The following is an 18,874-nucleotide window of genomic DNA, read 5'->3' on the forward strand; positions in this document are numbered from 1 at the left end:
CTTCAAAGCTAAACCAAACACACAAAATCCTGCAGGCTAAAGCCAGCGCCCCGAGGTCAAAGACACATGCCTAACATTCAAAGCTAGACCAAACACACAAAATCCTGCAGGCTAAAGTCAGCGCCCCGAGGTCAAAGGCTTAGAATAAAATCAGCGCTTTGAAGTCAGAAGCACTGAGATTATTAAACTATAAGTTAATCACTACCAAACAAATCACGGGTATAAACTTTATCGGCTACATCTTTGATTTCGTCAACCATACGGTTTGAAACGATCACATCCGACATGCCTTTAAATGCTTCCAAAGACTTAATGACTTTAGAATTAAAGAAATCTTCACCTTCAAATACAGGTTCATAAATAACCACTTCAATACCTTTTGCTTTGATGCGTTTCATGATGCCTTGAATACTTGAGGCTCTAAAGTTATCAGATCCTGACTTCATGATTAATCGATAGATACCAACCACTTTAGGTTGTTTTGCAATAATTGAATTAGCAATAAAGTCTTTACGTGTGGTATTCGCATCTACAATCGCGCCAATAATATTGTTTGGTACGTTTGCGTAATTTGCACGTAGTTGTTTCGTGTCTTTAGGTAAACAATAACCACCATAACCGAAAGAAGGGTTATTATAATGATTACCGATACGAGGATCTAAGCCAACACCTTCAATGATTTGACGTGAATTTAAATTGTGTGCTTCAGCATAGCTGTCTAACTCATTAAAGTAAGCAACACGTAAAGCAAGGTAAGTATTACTAAATAGCTTAACCGCTTCTGCTTCGGTTGAATCCGTAAACAATACATCTATATTTTCTTTAATTGCGCCTTCCACTAACAAACTAGCAAACACTTTAGCGCGCTCAGACTGTTCACCGACTACAATACGAGAAGGATGTAAGTTATCGTATAATGCACGGCCTTCACGTAAAAATTCAGGAGAGAAAATAAGGTTTTCACAACCCAATTCTTCTTTAATACTCTTAGTGTAACCAACAGGTACCGTTGATTTAATCACCATCACTGCATTCGGATTAATCGCCATCACATCTTTAATAACAGACTCAACTGAAGATGTATTAAAATAGTTTGTTTCTGGATCATAGTCAGTTGGCGTCGCGATAATAACAAACTCAGCATCTTTATAAGCAAGTTCTTTATCTAACGTAGCTGTAAAGTTTAATGGTTTATTTTTTAAAAAGTCTTCAATCTCAACATCAGCAATAGGCGACTTTTTTTGATTCAAAAATGCAATTTTCTCAGCAATAACATCAACAGCAATGACTTGGTTATGTTGAGCCAATAAAACTGAATTAGATAATCCGACATAGCCGGTACCAGCAACTGCTATTTTTCTCATTTTAAATCTCTCTGTGTAGATAGTGAATCACTTAATAAAATATGAACAAGGTGATTATATCTGTATTTTCTCAGTTCTGATAAGTTGAAAGTCGAGTAAAGCGCAATTATTTATAATGTTTACTTTCAGGTTTTCAATATATTAAACGTTATATTTTAATATCGGTAGCGCTCACCGATACACATTATTAAGATCATAATTAAGCGTAATAAGTTTCAACAGTATTAATAAAATGTTGTAACGACTCACTAGGAAGGTGATTAATACCCGCTGCCGCTGCACGGCCACCGCCTGTTTCAAATTGGCTACAAATATCACCAGCGCCTTGTTTATTTTCTAGTGGAGCACGTAAAGAAGCCAAATAACCACCTTGCTCATTCTTAGTTAAGACCGCAAAAGCACTGTTTGGCTGTTGATTAGCCAGTAAGTTTCCGTAAACACCACTAATACGACGAGACCATTTTTCATCAGGTAATTCAAATACACTCAATTTTTTACCACTATAAACAGCAGCAATAGCCAATGCGTTCTCTAAATCATCTTGGTAAGCCGCTTGTAAAGCATAATAAGGCGATGCTTTATCTTCAAACACATCAAATGGGCTTTTATATTTTAACAAAGCCGTAAACAACTCAGCAGGGTCAAAATGTAAATCTGCAATATCAGCACCATAACCATTATAATTAACTAACGTACCCAACTCTTTCAACTGCTCTGCTTGTGCTTCGCTATAACCTGCTGCAGATGCTAACTGATCAGCTTTAGCAATTAAATTATCACCATACGCTGCGCAAATAGCCCAATCATGGAATTGTCCTTTTAAATGTTGGTCAACGATCAGCGCAGTACAAGTATTCGCATCTAAATCAATCAGTGCCGTTAGTTTTTCATACTCAGGAATATCGCCAGCACGATGATGATCGGCATAAAATACCTCAGCGCCTTTTTCAAGCACATCAATTAATGCCTGCGTATTTTTTTCCATTGAAATATCTAACACAGTAAACGTATCTTCAGCATTAGCAGATACCGTTTTTAACAATTGGATATTTCTTTTCACACCGCTAACAAGACAAGATTTCAAAGGGGTAGATAAACGTAGTTGTATTAATGAAATAATGCCGTCGGCATCCCCGTTAAAAATATCATAATGCATAAAATAACCTTTCCTATGAAACCGGTAACTTGTTACCAAATAAACGATGAATTAATCCGCTCACTTTCCAAGTATGTGAATAAAAGTGAAAGTAAACGACAAATAAAAGTATAAGTAAGCTAGACATAACAATTTCAGGTAAATGATAAACTTCACCAACAACGCCGATAGTTGCCCCAATCAAAGCAAAGATAGAGATAAAAACCAGTACTTGTTTATCTGATAAGCCAATATCTTGTAATTTATGATGTAAATGCCCGCGATCAGCCTGGAATGGTGACCGTTTGCTTCTTATACGTCTAATAATATTAGCAATCATATCTAATAATGGCACCGTCATCACCCATAAAGCCGTAATAGGTCTAAAAGCAAGTGATGAGTCAGATTCTCCAGCTTGGCTGTCTACATACATTGAAGACTGGCTACCAACCACCAATAAACAAATAACAACAAAACCAATGAAGAAGCTTCCCGAGTCGCCCATAAATACTTTATAGCGATTTCCAGGGAGTATCGATAAATTACATAACAAAAAAGGAATTAAAGCGGCAATAAAACAGATACAAATTGAAGTGAGCTTAAATTGTTCGTTTATACCAAATAGCATAGCCAGAGATAAAAATGAGATGATACTCAAACAACCCAGTAAGCCATCAACGCCGTCAACCATATTAAAAGCAGTGATCACCCCAATCACCACAATCACCGTAAAAAACAGCGATGCGTCATATAAATTAATGTCGCCCAAGGAAAATAAATTCCCCAAAGAGTTTATTTTAAATTGCGCAAAATGATAAAGGAAAGTGGTAATCGCAATAATGGAGAGTAGGCGCAGTGATACCTTTAAATTTATTTTGTCATCAATCACGCCTAGTAACATTAAAAAACCGCTACACAAGACAAAATACAAGACTTCAGCAGTAAATTTTTGTTCGAAAAATAAGACGCAAACTAACGCAATATAAATGGCAGGACCACCAATAACAGGGATATTACCCTTATGTAGTTTACGATGGTTAGCTTTATCCACCAGCCCAAATTGAATCGCTTTAGGATGGAAAAAATAAAACAGAAAAGATGAGACAACAAAAGACATAAGCGACGTTATTATCATCGAACCTAACATAACTGACACCTTTATTATTTACTTACTTATTGTTCACTTTTATCATGCAAGTGGCAATTCCATTTGAGTCCTAATAATAGCACTCTAACTAACTATTTTTAAAGTACTTTTAATATAGCCTATAACAACAAGTATCTTCTTCACTGTTAAAATCAGACATATATAACTAAATAGTCAATACTTTAGAGAGTCTGACGATTAATAAGTTCATTTATATTTTAATAAGCAAAAACACAGCTTATCTAACGACGAGTGAAATAAATGCATAATTACAGACTACTTATAAAAAATTATAGGCTTTTATAAATACTCAAAGCTTGCTGTAAGTCAGGATAAAAAGTTAATTCCCCCTGATGTAAAATAATCGCACTATCACAGAACTCTTCAATTTCTTTAAGATCATGACTCACCATAATCAAACTGGCCGTTTTTCGTTTAGCCAACAAAGCTTGGCGAGCCTTGGTTCGGAATTTTTGATCACCAACCGAAGTCGCTTCATCAATTAAATAGACATCGAAATCAATCGCAATACAACAACCAAAAGCAAGTCGAGACTTCATACCACTTGAATAGTTTTTAACAGGCAAATCGTATTTGATGCCTAATTCAGCAAATTTTTTAACTTTCTCTTCATACTCATCTAAATTCTCAACCCCATTCACACGGCCAATAAAACGCGTATTTTCACGACCAGTCATTTGCGGATGAATACCAGTGGATAAAGCAACAGGCCAAGAGATAGCTTTATCTGTCACTACTTTACCTTTATTCGGATACTCACTGCCCGCTAAGATTCTAAATAAAGTTGACTTACCTGCACCATTCGATCCTAAAATGCCAATATTGTGACCATCTGGAATATCAAAATTAATATTCTGAAAAATAAATTGAGGGCCTAAATCAGAAGGATAATACTTGGTGAGGTTTTGCAATTTAATCATAGTTTTATACAAAGCTTTATTAAAAAGTGGATCGCTAGCTTATCTTTATTCACAAAAGGGAGCAAGATCCCCCTAAATAAAACAATGATTATTTAATTTTGGTTAGTTTGAACAATCGACTTCAACCAGTTCTTTACTTCATCCTTCTGATTTTATCCCTTTGATCTGTAATTTCAGTCCTTTGCCTCTGTGACTTTAGTACTTTGACCTAGGGGCGCTGGCTTCAGCCTGCAGGGTTCCTGATGTTAAGGTTTATGCTTTTGGACCTTCACGATAAAAACAAAAAAATACAAATCAACACAAAAACACCTGCAAGCTGAAGCGTGCGCCCCGAAATAACAAACACACAATCAAAAGCAACACAAAAATCCTGCAAGCTGCTGAAAACAGCAGTCGCAGCGCTCTTGACCTTGGGGCGCTGGCTTTAGCCTGCAGGGATTCTGGTGTTAGGATTTATGTCTTTGACTTTATTCTTTTGACCTTCGCGATCAAAGCATAAAACACACAATCAAAAGCAACACAAAAATCCTGCAAGCTGCTGAAAACAGCAGTCGCAGTGCTCTTGACCTTGGGGCGCTGGCTTTAGCCTGCAGGGTTTCTGGTGTTAAGGGTTATATCTTTGACTTTATTCTTTTGACCTTCGTTTTCAAAGTAAAAAGCACAAAATAACCAACACAAAAGATCTTGCAAGCTGAAAACAGGTCTCGCAGCGCTCTTGACGTTGGAACGCTGGCTTTAGCCTGCAGGGATTCTGGTGTTAAGGGTTATGTCTTTGACTTTATTCTTTTGACCTTCGCGATCAAAGCATAAAACACACAATCAAAAGCAACACAAAAATCCTGCAAGCTAAAAACAGGACTCGCAGCGCTCTTGACCTTGGGGCGCTGGCTTTAGCCTGCAGGGATTCTGGTGTTAGGATTTATGTCTTTGACTTTATTCTTTTGACCTTCGCGATCAAAACAAAAAATACAAATCAACACAAAAACACCTGCAAGCTGAAGCGTGCGCCCCGAAATAACAAACACACAATCAAAAGCAACACAAAAGATCTTGCAAGCTAAAAACAGGGCTCGCAACGCTCTTGACCTTGGGGCGCTGGCTTTAGCCTGCAGGGATTCTGGTGTTAGGATTTATGTATTTGACTTTATTCTTTTGACCTTCGCGAACAAAACAAAAAATACAAATCAACACAAAAAATCCTGCAAGCTAAAGCGTGCGCCCCGAAATAACAAACTAACAATCACAATCAACACGAAAAACATCCTGCAAGCTGAAAACAGGACTCGCAGAGATCTTCCGCGCATAACACTAGGCTGTCGCCTAATTTGTCATGCGCCTCAAAGTTCAAAAGCTTTAAACGCCCTAACGTTCAAAAACAAATTTTGCTACATTCTCTTGTAAGTTTTTAGCAATAAAAATTTGTGACGTTGCTTCATCTTTAGCTGACTCAGCTTTGCTGTTGGTATCATTAGCCAGCATCGCTATTTTATTAATATTCTTATCTAATTCAGTTACTGTTACCGCTTGCTCTTCTGTCGCAGTAGAAATCAAATAACTTAAATCTTGCACCTCAGACATTTTACTTTCAAAACTCGCGATCATTTCATCAGCTAGTTTCGCTTGCTTAAGGCTTTCATTTACCAAACCTTCACTTTTAGTCGTTGCATCCACCGTCATCTTAGAATCAAGGATCATCGTCGATATTTTCTCTTGAATTTCTAAAGTAGATCTTTGTGTCCGAGTTGCTAAAGTACGTACTTCATCAGCTACTACAGAGAAACCTCTTCCTTGCTCCCCTGCACGTGCTGCTTCAATGGCAGCATTAAGGGCTAACAAATTGGTCTGGTCTGCAATTTCAGTAATCGTATCCACAATATTTTGAATACTTTTAACACCGTTATGTAAATTGTTGATAGCCGATAAAGTAAGTTTGGTTTGCGAAGCAACCTGCTCAATACTTTGGTGATTATCTAACACGCTTTGTCGGCCATTTTTAGACAACTCAACCGCATTAATAACCGCATCATGGGTTTTTTCAGTATGCTCAGCCACTTCGTTCGCAGTACAACTCATTTCAACCAAAGCTGTTGCCACCATGTCCAATTCATCTTTTTGCTGGTTAACTATATCGAGTGTGTTTTGAGAAGTATTAACAACCGACTCAACAGACTCTTCCACTTTCTTGGAAGAATCTTCAATATCTAATACCGTCTGCTTTAAGTTATTAATCACCTTAATAAGATAATTATTTAACTTCCCAAATTCATCATTTGATTTAGAGGCAGGTATATTACGTAATACGCCGTTAGATAACGCATCTAACTCTCCCATAAACTGCTTAATGGAACGACGAATAAGACGTGTCATCGTCGTAGACAGCACGATAATACAAAGCAGAATAAAAATGCCGACAACAATACTAATATTATTTTGGCTTTGTGTGCTTTCATTGATATCAGTCGCGAGTTTTTTGTTTTGTGCAAATGACTTATCTAATAACAACCCAGTTAACACGCTAGCACTCTCTGTTTGCTCTTTTAATGTCGCAAAATCAGCTTTCTGTTGTTTAATCGCTGCCAATCTTTTTTTCTGGATAGACAATAACCCTTGTTCGCCCTCGATAGCGTCTAATAAAGATAATGTCAGCTCAGATAACCTACGAACAAAGTTTTGATAAAACCCATCGTTTGAAGCAAAAATAAGGGAAGGTAATAAACTAGAGTGTTGATTCTGCCAGCTAACAAATTGTTGGTTACTATTGGCCAACGCTTCTAAAGACTGAGCATTCGCGGTCTTTTCAATAATCAACATACCCGAAATAACTGAAGCATTAACTTCATTGACAATAGAAATGGTTGCTTCATCTTCTAACTCAATTAGCGTATCAGAAAGCAATGGTGCAATTTTTTCTAATAAAGCATCAAGTGTTAATACAATACTATGTGTACTTTCAATGGCATTCACTATTTGCGATTGCTTTTCAATCAACAATAATGAATTTGCTTCCACTTCTTGCATATTATTTTTTAACTGCAATAACGTTTCATCAACCACAGTTGAAAATTCACGACTTAAATTAAGCTCTCCAAAGTCATGTAAAGTAGAAACGATCTGTTGATTATTAGCAGTAAGTTTATTTGACGTCTGTTTGTATTGTTCGTTTGTTTCACTCTCCAATAATTTTAAAATTAATGGTTCAGTGGCTTTAACCAATTCATTAGTTTTAGAAGAGAAACTAATCACCGGTGACGACTCATTATTAATTAATGTCAAACCAGATATAACTTGCTTTCCATTAACAAAGCTAAACAAAACCATGCCAATAAAAAGAAAACCAATCAAGCCAAAACTCAGTATGATTTTAGTCGATAAATTAATATTAAATATTTTCATAAATCCCTTTTCATCCGTATTTGTCCCTCTTTCCATAACAGAGATCATAACTCTACTATTTGACTATATTTTTTGTATTTTGTAAATTTAAACGTCAAATAACTACAACTAATTGATTAGTTTAGATTAATTATCAAATAAATCGAATAATAAAATTATTAACACATAAAATAACCGCTTCAAGTCGATTTTTAAGCTTTGATTTTATACTAGCAGTGCTATTATTTTGTTACTTTCATCAATTAACTAACACTTTTTATATATAATAGACGGTAAAATAGATGAATACACACACGATGATTCAAACGCGACTAACCTTGTAAAAAATTCCAGGATGGAAACCAAATGAAAAAAACATCTACCCTTTTCCTCACCTTAGTGTCGTTAGCATTCAGCACGAATGTCTCTGCACTAGATCTTAATATTGCCACAGTAAACAATGCACATATGATGGAAATGAAAGCATTAACACCAGCTTTCGAAAAAGATAATCCAGATATCAAACTCAAATGGCATATTTATAACGAAGGTAGTTTGCGAATGCGTGCGATTGCAGATATTGCATCGGCAGGTGGCCACTACGATGTTGTGACCATCGGTCTATACGAAACACCTATTTGGGCAAAACGAAACTGGTTAATCCCATTATCACCAGATAGTAGCTATGACGTAAACGATCTGCTTCCTTCAATCAAAGCAGGTTTGTCATACCAAGGAGAGCTTTACGCAGCGCCCTTCTACGGTGAAAGCTCTATGTTAATGTACCGTAAAGACATACTAGATAAAGCCAATATCTCTTTTAATAAAAGACCTAACTGGACCGAGATACAAAACGCAGCAAAAGCAGTGCACGATCCCGACAACGAAGTTTATGGCATTTGCTTACGTGGTAAACCAGGCTGGGGCGACAACATGGCATTAGTGTCAACCATAGCGAACAGCTTTGGTGGTCGGTGGTTTGATATGGACTGGCAACCAGAAATTAATACAAATGCATGGAACAAAGCAGTCAACTTCTATGTAGACTTACTCAACAATTACGGTCCACCGAATCCAGAAAAAAACAGCTTTACCGAAATTCTAAGCTTATCTCGACAAGGAAAGTGTGCAATGTGGGTTGATGCTTCAATTGCCGCGTCATTCTTAACCGACAGCACACAAAGTAAATATGCCTCACTGTGGTCTTATACAGAAGCGCCATATCAAATAACCACCAGAGGCGCGAGCTGGTTATGGTCTTGGGCATTAGCAATCCCAAAAGAATCAAAAAATGTTGAAGCAGCAAAGAAATTTATTAGCTGGGCTACATCAAAAGACTATATAAAACGTATTGCCGATAAAAATGGTTGGGCGAATGTACCAACAGGAACACGTTTATCAACCTACAACAACCCAGACTATGTAAAAGCAGTAGGTGACTTTGCCAAGGCAGAGCTAACCGCACTCAATGGCATAGACCCAGAAAACAACACGCTATACCCATCGCCTTACTCTAGTGTGCAATTTGTAACGATCCCTGAATTCGTCTCCATCGCAGGCTTTGCAGGACAAAAAATAACAGAAGCACTCGAAGGTAAAATCAGCGTAAAACAAGCGCTAGACAGCGCACAAAAAATAGCAGAAAGAGAAATGCGCCGAGCAAACCACTAACCTTAAAAGCAGTTAGCCTCAAAGCATAAGCGATTAAGCTTCATGCCTTGAGGCTAACTTCAGCCTCTTAAGTTTCTAGTATTAGGGGTTAATCCTTTGACCTTATTCGCTTGACCTCGGGCCGCATGCTTTAGCTTGCAGGGGTTCTGGTGTTAAGGTTTAATCATTTGACCTTATTTTTTTGACCTCGGGGCGCATACTTTAGCTTGCAGGGATTCTGGTGTTAAGGGTTAATCCTTTGACCTTATTTTTTTGACCTTCACAGCCAAAACATACAATCACAATCAACACAAAAAATCCTGCAAGCTAAAGCGTGCGCCCCCAAACAAAAAACACCTCCAAACTAAAAACAGAATTTATAGAGCTCTTGACCTCGGGGGCATACTTCAGCTTGCAGGGATTCTGGTGTTAAGGTTTAATCATTTAACCTTATTCTTTTGACCTTATTCTTTTGACCTCGGGGCGCATGCTTCAGCTTGCAGGGATTCTGGTGTTAAGGTTTAATCCTTTGACCTTATTCTTTTAACCTTATTTTTTAACCTCGGGCGCATGCTTTAGCTTGCAGAGGTTCTGGTGTTAAGCTTTAATCATTTGACCTTATTTTTTTGACCTTCACAGTCAAAACATACAATCACAATCAACACAAAAAATCCTGCAAGCTAAAGCGTGCGCCCCCAAACAAAAAAATCCTGCAAGCTAAAAACAGAATTTACAGATCTCTTGACCTCGGGGCGCATGCTTTAGCTTGCAGGGATTCTGGTGTTAAGGGTTATCATTTAACCTTATTTTTTTGACCTCGGGCCGCATGCTTTAGCTTGCAGGGGTTCTGGTGTTAAGGTTTAATCCTTTGACCTTATTTTTTTGACCTTCACAGCCAAAACATACAATCACAATCAACACAAAAAATCCTGCAAGCTAAAGCGTGCGCCCCCAAACAAAAAACACCTGCAAACTAAAAACAGAATTTACAGATCTCTTGACTTTGGCGCGCTGGCTTTAGCCTGCGGAGCTTCTGGTGTTAAGAGCTAATCCTTTGACCTTATTCTTTTGGCCTTATTTTTTTGACCTCGGGGCGCATGCTTCAGCTTGCAGGGGTTCTGGTGTTAAGGTTTAATCATTTGACCTTATTCTTTTGACCTTATTTTTTAACCTCGGGCGCATGCTTTAGCTTGCAGAGGTTCTGGTGTTAAGCTTTAATCATTTGACCTTATTTTTTTGATCTTCACAGCCAAAACATACAATCACAATCAACACAAAAAATCCTGCAAGCTAAAGCGTGCGCCCCCAAACAAAAAACACCTGCAAACTAAAAACAGAATTTACAGATCTCTTGACTTTGGCGCGCTGGCTTTAGCCTGCGGAGCTTCTGGTGTTAGGGTTTATTCTTTTGGCTTTGTATTAATAATTATGAATAGAAATATCCAATTCAAGAGCAATACAAAAAATCCTGCAAGCTAAAAACAGGATTTGCAGAGTTCCCTTAAGCATAACTCTAGATTTAATCACTCACTTTCATAAACACCATAGAATCGTTTATTTGCATCTTCTAACTCTGCTTTATATGCATTATTTTTAATGTATTGATAAGTCATTTGAAACTGCTTTTCGGTTCGGATGGCTTTGTCATAATAACTTTTCTCCCATAACTTTCCTGATTCTGAACTGTATTTATTGATTATAAATGCGCTAGATCCTTTGACGTTATGCATGATCAGACTTAGAGGCTTTAGTTGCTGAAAAAGTAGATGTACATGATTAGGCATAATAGAGACTGCAAATAAGTTGTATTCGATTTTATCTTTAGATTTGAATAATGAAATAAGCAAAGGAATGGTTTCATTATTTAATATTGCACCTGCCCTGCTAGTATCTAAAAACTGATCTAACTGATGCTGTTGCTTTGAGGTACTTTCAATTATTTTCTTGTTATGTTTTTTGAGATAATAAGCAACACTTTCATGTGTTCTAAATGTAACGAACTGAACAGTATTTTTCTGATCTATGTGAAATAAATTACCACTCATCGCCACCTCGTCGCTATGTCATGAAATTAGCTTTAGAAATTCAGTTTAGTTTAACGTTCGTTTTTTTGTAAAAGATGACGTGTGATTTTTCCTTTAGTGGTTGTTGCATTTTGAGTTTATGTAAAAAAAGTAACAACACAAAAAAACATCTGCAAGCTGAAAACAGGAGGCGCAGTGCTCTGACCTTGGGGTGCTGGCTTTAGCCTGCCAGTATGCGAGTTGTCGCATACAACGATTAGCATTGCTGAGCAAAGCGAATCATAAATGGCACTAGGTTCAAACTTTAAGCTCAAAAGATTAAGGTCAAAACAAGCAGGCTAAAGCCATGCCCCCCCGAATAGCAAACCTAAAATCTAAAACCCAATATCACACAACTACCCTTTTCCTATCTCTACAAGCATGCTTTTATCCAGCCCCAATAACTTATCTTTCAAACTTTCTTTCGCTTGTTGATCGCCATGTACGATGATGACCTTTTCAGGGCCTTTACGAATGCGTTTAATGAAATTCACTAAGTTAGACTGATCTGCGTGTGCGGAGTAACCTGAGATCGTATGCACACCTGCTTTCACATCTAACTTTTCACCATCAATAAACACATAACCACCGCTTGGTCCATATTGCTGAATCTGGCGTCCTAACGTCCCCTGTGCTTGATAACCCACAAATAGTACATCAGCCGTCGGTTCATTGATAAATCGCTTTAAGTAATTCACTACGCGCCCACCACTGCACATACCACTAGCGGCAATCACTATCGCTGGTTTACTACGATTCGCTAGATACTCAACCACTTGCATGTGCTCTTGGTGCGTATCAACCGTATACAAACTATCAAAGTTTAAAGGTTGTCTGCCTTGCTTCACTCGTCTTTTAGCTTCAGCATCCCACAACGTCTGAAAATGTTGATAATGCTCAGTGAATTTAGCCGCCATCGGTGAATCAACAATCACTTCAATATCAGCGAGCTTCTTAAACTTAGCCTTCGCGGTGATCTGCTCTAACTCATAAAGCAGCTCTTGCGTACGACCAATACTAAAAGCAGGAATAATCACCACACCGTTATCACTGATCGCTTTAACTAATACCTTTTCTAAACTCTTAGCACGGTCACGTCGCCCTTGATGGTTCTTATCACCGTAAGTACTTTCAATAACCACAATATCTGCTTTATAAGGACTTTTAGGAGAAGCTAATAATGGAGAATAAGTGGCGCCAAGATCCCCTGAAAAAACAACCCGCTTAGCAGCCTGCTCAGAGCCCTTAACATGAGCCTTAACGTCAATTTCAATATAAGCAGAACCAAGAATGTGCCCTGCTGGTTGGAACTTAACTTTAGTGCGACTCGCCCCTTTTAACGTCACCTCAAACCATTGTTGATAAGGCACCGTAATCAACTGTTCCTTTAAACGAGCCAAACAAGCTTTAATAATCGATTGGTTACGTGTGACTCCTACTTTTAAAGCATCTTCAATCACCATCGGTAACAAAGCCGCAGTCGCTTCCGTAGCAATGATTGGCCCATTAAACCCTGTGGCTAATAAATAAGGCAATCGACCTACATGGTCAATATGACAATGCGTCACCAATAAAGCTTGAACCGTACTAATACCAAACTCGATAGATAACAAATCATCGTCACCTCGCCCAGACGTTTCAGCACCTTGAAACAAACCACAATCAACTAGCAAACTATTATGAGCGTCAACAATCAACTGATGACATGACCCTGTCACTCCATTAACTGCACCATGATGAAGTATCTGCATAAACCCTCCCAAAGCATTTTTATTGAGTATGGTTCAACGTAAGAATAATGATAATAAATAGCGAGGTAATATATTTAAAAATGAGAAGGTAATGGATAACGAAGCACTAAATTGGAATAAAAAATGAAAAAAAGGCACTGAGTTATTTCAGTGCCTTTTAATAAAATGCTTAAACAACAAGGTAAAAATGAATTAAGTCGTTAAATAATGTAAATCATCACTTCTTAACAATTAAAGGTTTATAAGTCAGTTGCTGCCTTGTTTCTTTAGCAAACACTTCTAACTTATCGCCTTTCTTAGTTAGTTTAGTCAGTGGTATATGAACCCCAATATAACGCTCACGAGGGAAGTTAACCTTAGCAAAACCATGATAAAAACTTTGCGCAATAAAAGAATCGATCAGTTCTCCATTACAAAAAAACTCAAACTCTACAGGCTTAGCAGAATGACTATAATAAGCACAACCCACTAACACATTATGTGGATTAATCGTGAAATGACTATAAACCCATTCTTTGTTTTCTTTAACCAAAGCAACACGTTGACGATGTAAAAAACGCGCCTGTTCAACACACGCAATATCTAACAAATTCAGCTCAGTAATTGCCTTCTGAAGCTCAATAGAAATAACCTCTTTCTCAATCGTCTTCTTATCATTCACATTAGTATTCTTAGCATCTAGCTTCAGTCCGTAGTAACCGTTGATCAAGCTAATACTTTCATCAAAACAATCAGTCAGACCAATATAACCGATCAACCCAAATGGTAAGGCATTCAAAATCTTTTTTTGAAGGTTGGAGGTGTGGGGTTGTTTTAAAAAGCTCGACAAATCTTATTTAAAATATTGATAACTAAAACTATGATTATAATGACAAATAACTCTTTCTAACGGGTTTCGTAAAAAAGTAACAATATGACGAGAAGACACCATACCCGATTACATATTTTTTACTATAGGGTGTAGTACTGAGAAGATTCAATATCTTTTTACAATGAAATATAACGTTTAATTTCCTTATAAGATAAAGTTTTATTTTAACTTATAAGATTCTGTTCTTATTGAAAAATTTTCAGCTGAGCGAGTTAAATGTGAACTATAATAACGGTCCATCTCAATTTCATCACTCCATCGTTTTAACAGTAAGGCCTTCTCTTTTTCAAAACGCTTTATTTTTTCCGCATTATCACCGTCATCGCCGCGTGTTTTAGACTCATAATGATAAAGCTCTGCATGCGCACAATAAACATTATAATAACCAGATGCCATGACTTTAAGGCAAAAATCCACATCATTATAAGCAACTTGATAGCCTTCATCTAAACCACCAACATCCCTATAAATCTGTTTACGTACCGCTAAACAAGCTCCTGTCACACCAGACATTACTTGGTTAATATGAGGTCGGTTAAAGTAACCATAACTGCCTTGAGGTAGACATCGATGAGAATGAGCCGCATACCCGCCTAGCCCCATAACAATACCCGCGTGTTGAATTGAACTATCAGGGTAAAGCAGCTTTGCCCCAACACAGCCAACATCAGGTTGCATCGCTAAACCAACAAGTTCCTTTAACCAAGTGCGATTAATCACTTCAGTATCATTATTCAATAAAACGACTACCTCACCACTGGCCAATTCAACGGCGCGATTATTGATCTCTGAATAATTAAACGGTTTATCATGTTCAATCACAGACACTTTTTCATGAACGGCTATTTCCGTTAAATAACTTAATGCGTCCAGTGCTTGAGATTGATTATCCATCACTATTATTTCAAAATCTACGTAGTCCGTTTTTGCCAATACACTACTAATACACTTCTCAAGCACTTCTTTATGATCTCGGGTAGGTATGATAATCGAGACTTTAGGATAGGTGGTAGGCACATATTGGACATGATAAAAATTATCTAAGTTTCCATCTTCAATATGACAGCTAACACCAACTCGTTGAAAATGTTCAATCAAAGCATTTCGGCCTGCTTTAACAGTATAAGGTTTAGCATCATTACTCGATGAGCTCGAGCCATCATGCACTCGCCAGTGATATAATATTTTCGCAATATGCGCTATCTGCTCTGGTTGTAACCTTTCAGCAACCCGCAATGCCAAGTCATAATCTTGCGCACCTTCAAAACCGATTCTACAGCCACCCAACTCTATTAATAACGACCGCTTATAAACAGACAAATGAGTAATATAATTATGAGCTTCTAATAAATAAGGATTCCAATCAGATTTAAAGTGAGGAGAAACACGCCTGCCTTTTTTATTCACAAAGTCTTCATCGCTATATACCCATTGTAAAGTAGGTTTTTCATTAAGTAATGAAGCGACTTCGTTAAGCGCTTGTGGTGCTAATAAATCATCATGATCTAATAATAAAACATAATCACCATGGCAATGCTCAAGACCGGTATTAGTCGCAGCACTAATATGTTTATTTTGCTCATGAGTAATCACAACTACCTGTTGGTTATTAGCATTTAACGACTCAAGGTAACGATTAACTTGTTGGTTGGTAGAGGCATCATTAACAATAACCAATTGCCAGTGAGTATAATTTTGCTCTAAAACAGAATTCACACAAGCCTTTAAAAAAGCAATAGGCGGATTATAAACAGGCACAATAATAGACAAACATAAATCTTGTTCAGGTAATACAGGCAACCATAAAGAAGGCTCGATCTTAGCAATCCAGTGTTTATATTGTCGATTAAAGTAAGGCGATAAACAACGAAACAACATAAGATACAATTTATGCACACCTGGAATAGACTTTAAAACGTTTTTAAGTCCTGCCGGCAAGTAATTAACTATCATTGTTTACCTTTATTGTTTGATGGCGCTTTAGCAGACCAAGAACTTAAATTAGGAAACATCTTTTTACGGGAGTATAAAACTACCTCAGAATCTTCCAACTTAACTTCTAGCTCATCATCTGGTTTAACATTAAATTGCTTTAAATTAAATTCGTAACCACACTCCCCTGTAGGATGTATATCTGCAGTGATTAAGGTTTTACGAAGAATAGATGCAGGAATTTCTGCATATTTATTGCCATTAATATAAATACCGACACGTGCATATAAATCATGGCGATGTGATACAGCCCATCCTCTTAATAGCCCCTTTTGTAGCAAGGCTAAGTTAACTACACCTCTAGGTTTAACCTGTTTCTGAACTTGACCAGGTATTAGCCACGTTTTTAAACCATTTAAGTCAACATCAATACCGCACACAGTGACATCATCATCTTTTGCTTTCACTTCGATCAGGTCACTTGGTTTTGCCCCAAGTTCAATCAAATTGACAGAAAAACCACACTCTCCAGTAGGATGGACTTTGCCTTTAAAATCGGCATAGAAGTTTGAAGCAGGTAATGTTTTAACCAGTACATTATTAATATAAATAGACAATTCTATGGTTTTCTTATTATGTGCTTGATAAGCCCAACCAAATAAATGTCCTGTTTGTAATTTTTGTTCATCTATCCAACCATTAGCTCGGTCAATTCTACTTACTTTAAGATATTCAGATGGGTCAGGCGTAATAAAGGAAATCGCTTTATCAACTTGTGATTGTGTGGGCGTCAATGCTGAAAAATCAATTAACGCATTAACAAACTCCTGCTTATGTTTAACCGCTTTTTCTGAGGAAACTAATAAAGCAGGATAAGTAGATTTTTTAAGAAAGCGAAGCACTTTTTTATAATCATCTAACGCAGCTTCAAGGCCACCTACGACCCCTAGCTTCATAGAAATTTTATTACGATTAGCAACAGACAATAAATCACGAAAAACAAAAATGAAATGAGGGTTACGCAGTTTTTTAGCGATACGCGTTAACTCATGAAGCGTTGATGGGCGCTTCCAAGCCCAAGTATCATGTTGTTGATTATAACCTGCAATCACAGACTCATACTTTTCTTTTGTCTTCTTTTCAAACGCTAAACTTAATCGAGTATCTTCATAGACAGGATCGCAAGCATTACCCATAAAAACACCAAGGTGACTTAATGAACCAGCAATAATTGATGTTCCTCCTCGAGCAACGCCTACAACAACGATAGTTTTCGCAGGTTCCTGTTGACTAGGATTAACGAGCACTACGCCTTTATTGATTAATGAATCTAGTTGCATAATAAACAAAACTTATAAGAGTAAAAAGTTAAAGATAGATAATAGTAATTATTGGGCCCTCAACATATTAATTTTTAATATGTTGAGGGCCCAATAATTAATTAAATACATACGGTATAAATCTTAAAGATAAAAAATTTAAAATAGCTCAATTAACATAAACATAAACTTTAATTAATCTTGGCTATATAAATTGGTGGGGCATGATTTCCTACTACATTAATAACAATGCTTTTTAACGCCTTTCGAGGAAGTTTAAAGTTAAACCCATACTTCCCAAATATCCCACCACTTAATTCAAATAATTTTGGTCTATGCATATCAGCATCAAAAAAGAATTCTTCAGAATCGTCGATCAAAACTCTCAACTTAGCAGATTCCATTTTATCTTTATATTTAACCCATCCAGAAAATTCATTTTTTTCAGCACGATCAAACTTGAAATCAAAATTTGAAAAATAACCTAAATGATCAAGTTCATTAGTTATTTCTTTAACTTTTTGACTAACTTCGTCAACAAGACTATTGGCAAGATAGCAACACTCGTCATTTACATCATGATTATCAAAGTATTGCAAAAACTTAACTTTATCTTTCCCTCTGTTTGCACAGCCGCGATTCATTTTCTTTAGAACAAACTCTTCTTTCGATTTAATAACATAATGGTTTACTTGGGCAACACTATAGTCAAAATCAGTGGTTCTTGGACCTTCATTCTCACCATTTTCAAAAGAGATCTTATCTAAAGATACATGCTTATACTGCCCTTTTTTAAGAACTGCATGATGAATAAGTTGTCTTTCAACAAAAGTAGGCTTAGAGATAGTTTTTATAGTCCAATTTCCTCTATATTGATCATTGCCACATTGGAGAAAGCGCTCTATAACTAACTTATCTTCATATTTAGCTTTACCAGAAGAGCCAAAAGTTTTCCAATTTAAGGCCATTGCACCATATTGATCATCTGAAATTAAAACATCTAATTCTTTATTGAATTTTTTTAAATCATTAATAGCTATAAACTCATCGCCATCAATAAAGGCAATCAACTTTGATTTGTCGACTGACATTTGAATTATCTTGTTATATGCAGCTACTTGCGCGCTAGATTTCTCCAAGTTACCTTGATGAATAAGAGTAATAATTCCTAACTTTTCCAATGCTTCAAGAAGTTGATATTGCCCATCATCACTACAATTATCTGCAATATAAAAATGTTCAACTCCTACTAGCAGGTGATAAGCGATCCATTCTAAAATATAAGTTGATTCATTTTTTATTATTGCACCAACAGAAAGTCTATACATT

Annotated in this window: 12 protein-coding genes; 1 reads left to right on the forward strand and 11 read right to left on the reverse strand. The window is 36.8% G+C overall.

Annotation, left to right across the window (positions count from 1 at the left end):
* Positions 1-194 precede the first annotated feature (194 nt).
* From V6255_RS14000 to V6255_RS14020, 5 genes are all read right to left on the reverse strand, one after another.
* The gene (locus V6255_RS14000) at positions 195-1,364 is read right to left on the reverse strand and encodes a nucleotide sugar dehydrogenase (RefSeq protein WP_341628713.1); all 1,170 of its coding nucleotides are present in this window, start codon (positions 1,362-1,364) and stop codon (positions 195-197) included.
* Between the two features lie 199 nt (positions 1,365-1,563).
* Positions 1,564-2,520 carry a DHH family phosphoesterase gene (locus V6255_RS14005; protein ID WP_341628714.1) on the reverse strand — a complete coding sequence of 319 codons (957 nt, stop codon included), beginning with the start codon at positions 2,518-2,520 and terminating at the stop codon, positions 1,564-1,566.
* A 13-nt stretch (positions 2,521-2,533) separates the two neighbouring features.
* On the reverse strand, positions 2,534-3,646 hold the full coding sequence (gene wecA, locus V6255_RS14010) for a UDP-N-acetylglucosamine--undecaprenyl-phosphate N-acetylglucosaminephosphotransferase (RefSeq protein ID WP_341628715.1): 1,113 nt from the start codon (positions 3,644-3,646) through the stop codon (positions 2,534-2,536).
* 290 nt (positions 3,647-3,936) lie between these two features.
* Entirely contained in the window at positions 3,937-4,587 is a 651-nt protein-coding gene (locus V6255_RS14015) for an ABC transporter ATP-binding protein (protein WP_341628716.1), read from the reverse strand.
* A gap of 1,362 nt (positions 4,588-5,949) precedes the next feature.
* On the reverse strand, positions 5,950-7,980 hold the full coding sequence (locus tag V6255_RS14020; protein ID WP_341628717.1) for a methyl-accepting chemotaxis protein: 2,031 nt from the start codon (positions 7,978-7,980) through the stop codon (positions 5,950-5,952).
* Between the two features lie 345 nt (positions 7,981-8,325).
* Here V6255_RS14020 and V6255_RS14025 point away from each other — a divergent pair, with 345 nt between their 5' ends.
* Positions 8,326-9,630, forward strand: coding sequence for a sugar ABC transporter substrate-binding protein (locus tag V6255_RS14025; RefSeq protein WP_341628718.1), 1,305 nt, complete (start codon positions 8,326-8,328; stop codon positions 9,628-9,630).
* A gap of 1,502 nt (positions 9,631-11,132) precedes the next feature.
* Here V6255_RS14025 and V6255_RS14030 read toward each other — a convergent pair.
* From V6255_RS14030 to V6255_RS14055, 6 genes are all read right to left on the reverse strand, one after another.
* Positions 11,133-11,654, reverse strand: a complete 522-nt coding sequence (locus tag V6255_RS14030; RefSeq protein WP_341628719.1) for a transposase — start codon at positions 11,652-11,654, stop codon at positions 11,133-11,135.
* A 374-nt stretch (positions 11,655-12,028) separates the two neighbouring features.
* On the reverse strand, positions 12,029-13,423 hold the full coding sequence (locus V6255_RS14035) for an MBL fold metallo-hydrolase (protein WP_341628720.1): 1,395 nt from the start codon (positions 13,421-13,423) through the stop codon (positions 12,029-12,031).
* 217 nt (positions 13,424-13,640) lie between these two features.
* Positions 13,641-14,201: a hypothetical protein gene (locus V6255_RS14040; RefSeq protein ID WP_341628721.1), complete on the reverse strand. Its 561-nt coding sequence runs from the start codon at positions 14,199-14,201 to the stop codon at positions 13,641-13,643.
* Between the two features lie 252 nt (positions 14,202-14,453).
* Positions 14,454-16,247 carry a glycosyltransferase family 2 protein gene (locus tag V6255_RS14045; RefSeq protein WP_341628722.1) on the reverse strand — a complete coding sequence of 598 codons (1,794 nt, stop codon included), beginning with the start codon at positions 16,245-16,247 and terminating at the stop codon, positions 14,454-14,456.
* A complete protein-coding gene (locus V6255_RS14050) occupies positions 16,244-17,566 on the reverse strand; it encodes a hypothetical protein (RefSeq protein WP_341628723.1) in 1,323 nt (440 codons plus the stop codon). Before V6255_RS14050 ends, V6255_RS14045 begins: the two co-directional genes overlap by 4 nt.
* 170 nt (positions 17,567-17,736) lie before the next feature.
* Complete coding sequence (locus V6255_RS14055; RefSeq protein WP_341628724.1) at positions 17,737-18,873, reverse strand: glycosyltransferase family 2 protein; 1,137 nt, start codon at positions 18,871-18,873, stop codon at positions 17,737-17,739.
* Position 18,874 lies beyond the last annotated feature (1 nt).

Source organism: Psychromonas arctica (genome assembly GCF_038155225.1).
In the GTDB taxonomy this organism is placed as follows: domain Bacteria; phylum Pseudomonadota; class Gammaproteobacteria; order Enterobacterales; family Psychromonadaceae; genus Psychromonas; species Psychromonas arctica_B.

Bases quoted from the DNA above. Each gene is read 5' to 3' on its own strand.
- V6255_RS14035 (WP_341628720.1), bottom strand. From the start codon at position 13,423: ATGCAGATACTTCATCATGGTGCAGTTAATGGAGTGACAGGGTCATGT.
- V6255_RS14025 (WP_341628718.1), top strand. From the start codon at position 8,326: ATGAAAAAAACATCTACCCTTTTCCTCACCTTAGTGTCGTTAGCATTC.
- V6255_RS14030 (WP_341628719.1), bottom strand. From the start codon at position 11,654: ATGAGTGGTAATTTATTTCACATAGATCAGAAAAATACTGTTCAGTTC.
- V6255_RS14005 (WP_341628714.1), bottom strand. From the start codon at position 2,520: ATGCATTATGATATTTTTAACGGGGATGCCGACGGCATTATTTCATTA.
- V6255_RS14000 (WP_341628713.1), bottom strand. From the start codon at position 1,364: ATGAGAAAAATAGCAGTTGCTGGTACCGGCTATGTCGGATTATCTAAT.
- V6255_RS14055 (WP_341628724.1), bottom strand. From the start codon at position 18,873: ATGTATAGACTTTCTGTTGGTGCAATAATAAAAAATGAATCAACTTAT.
- V6255_RS14050 (WP_341628723.1), bottom strand. From the start codon at position 17,566: ATGCAACTAGATTCATTAATCAATAAAGGCGTAGTGCTCGTTAATCCT.
- V6255_RS14020 (WP_341628717.1), bottom strand. From the start codon at position 7,980: ATGAAAATATTTAATATTAATTTATCGACTAAAATCATACTGAGTTTT.
- wecA (WP_341628715.1), bottom strand. From the start codon at position 3,646: ATGTTAGGTTCGATGATAATAACGTCGCTTATGTCTTTTGTTGTCTCA.
- V6255_RS14045 (WP_341628722.1), bottom strand. From the start codon at position 16,247: ATGATAGTTAATTACTTGCCGGCAGGACTTAAAAACGTTTTAAAGTCT.
- V6255_RS14015 (WP_341628716.1), bottom strand. From the start codon at position 4,587: ATGATTAAATTGCAAAACCTCACCAAGTATTATCCTTCTGATTTAGGC.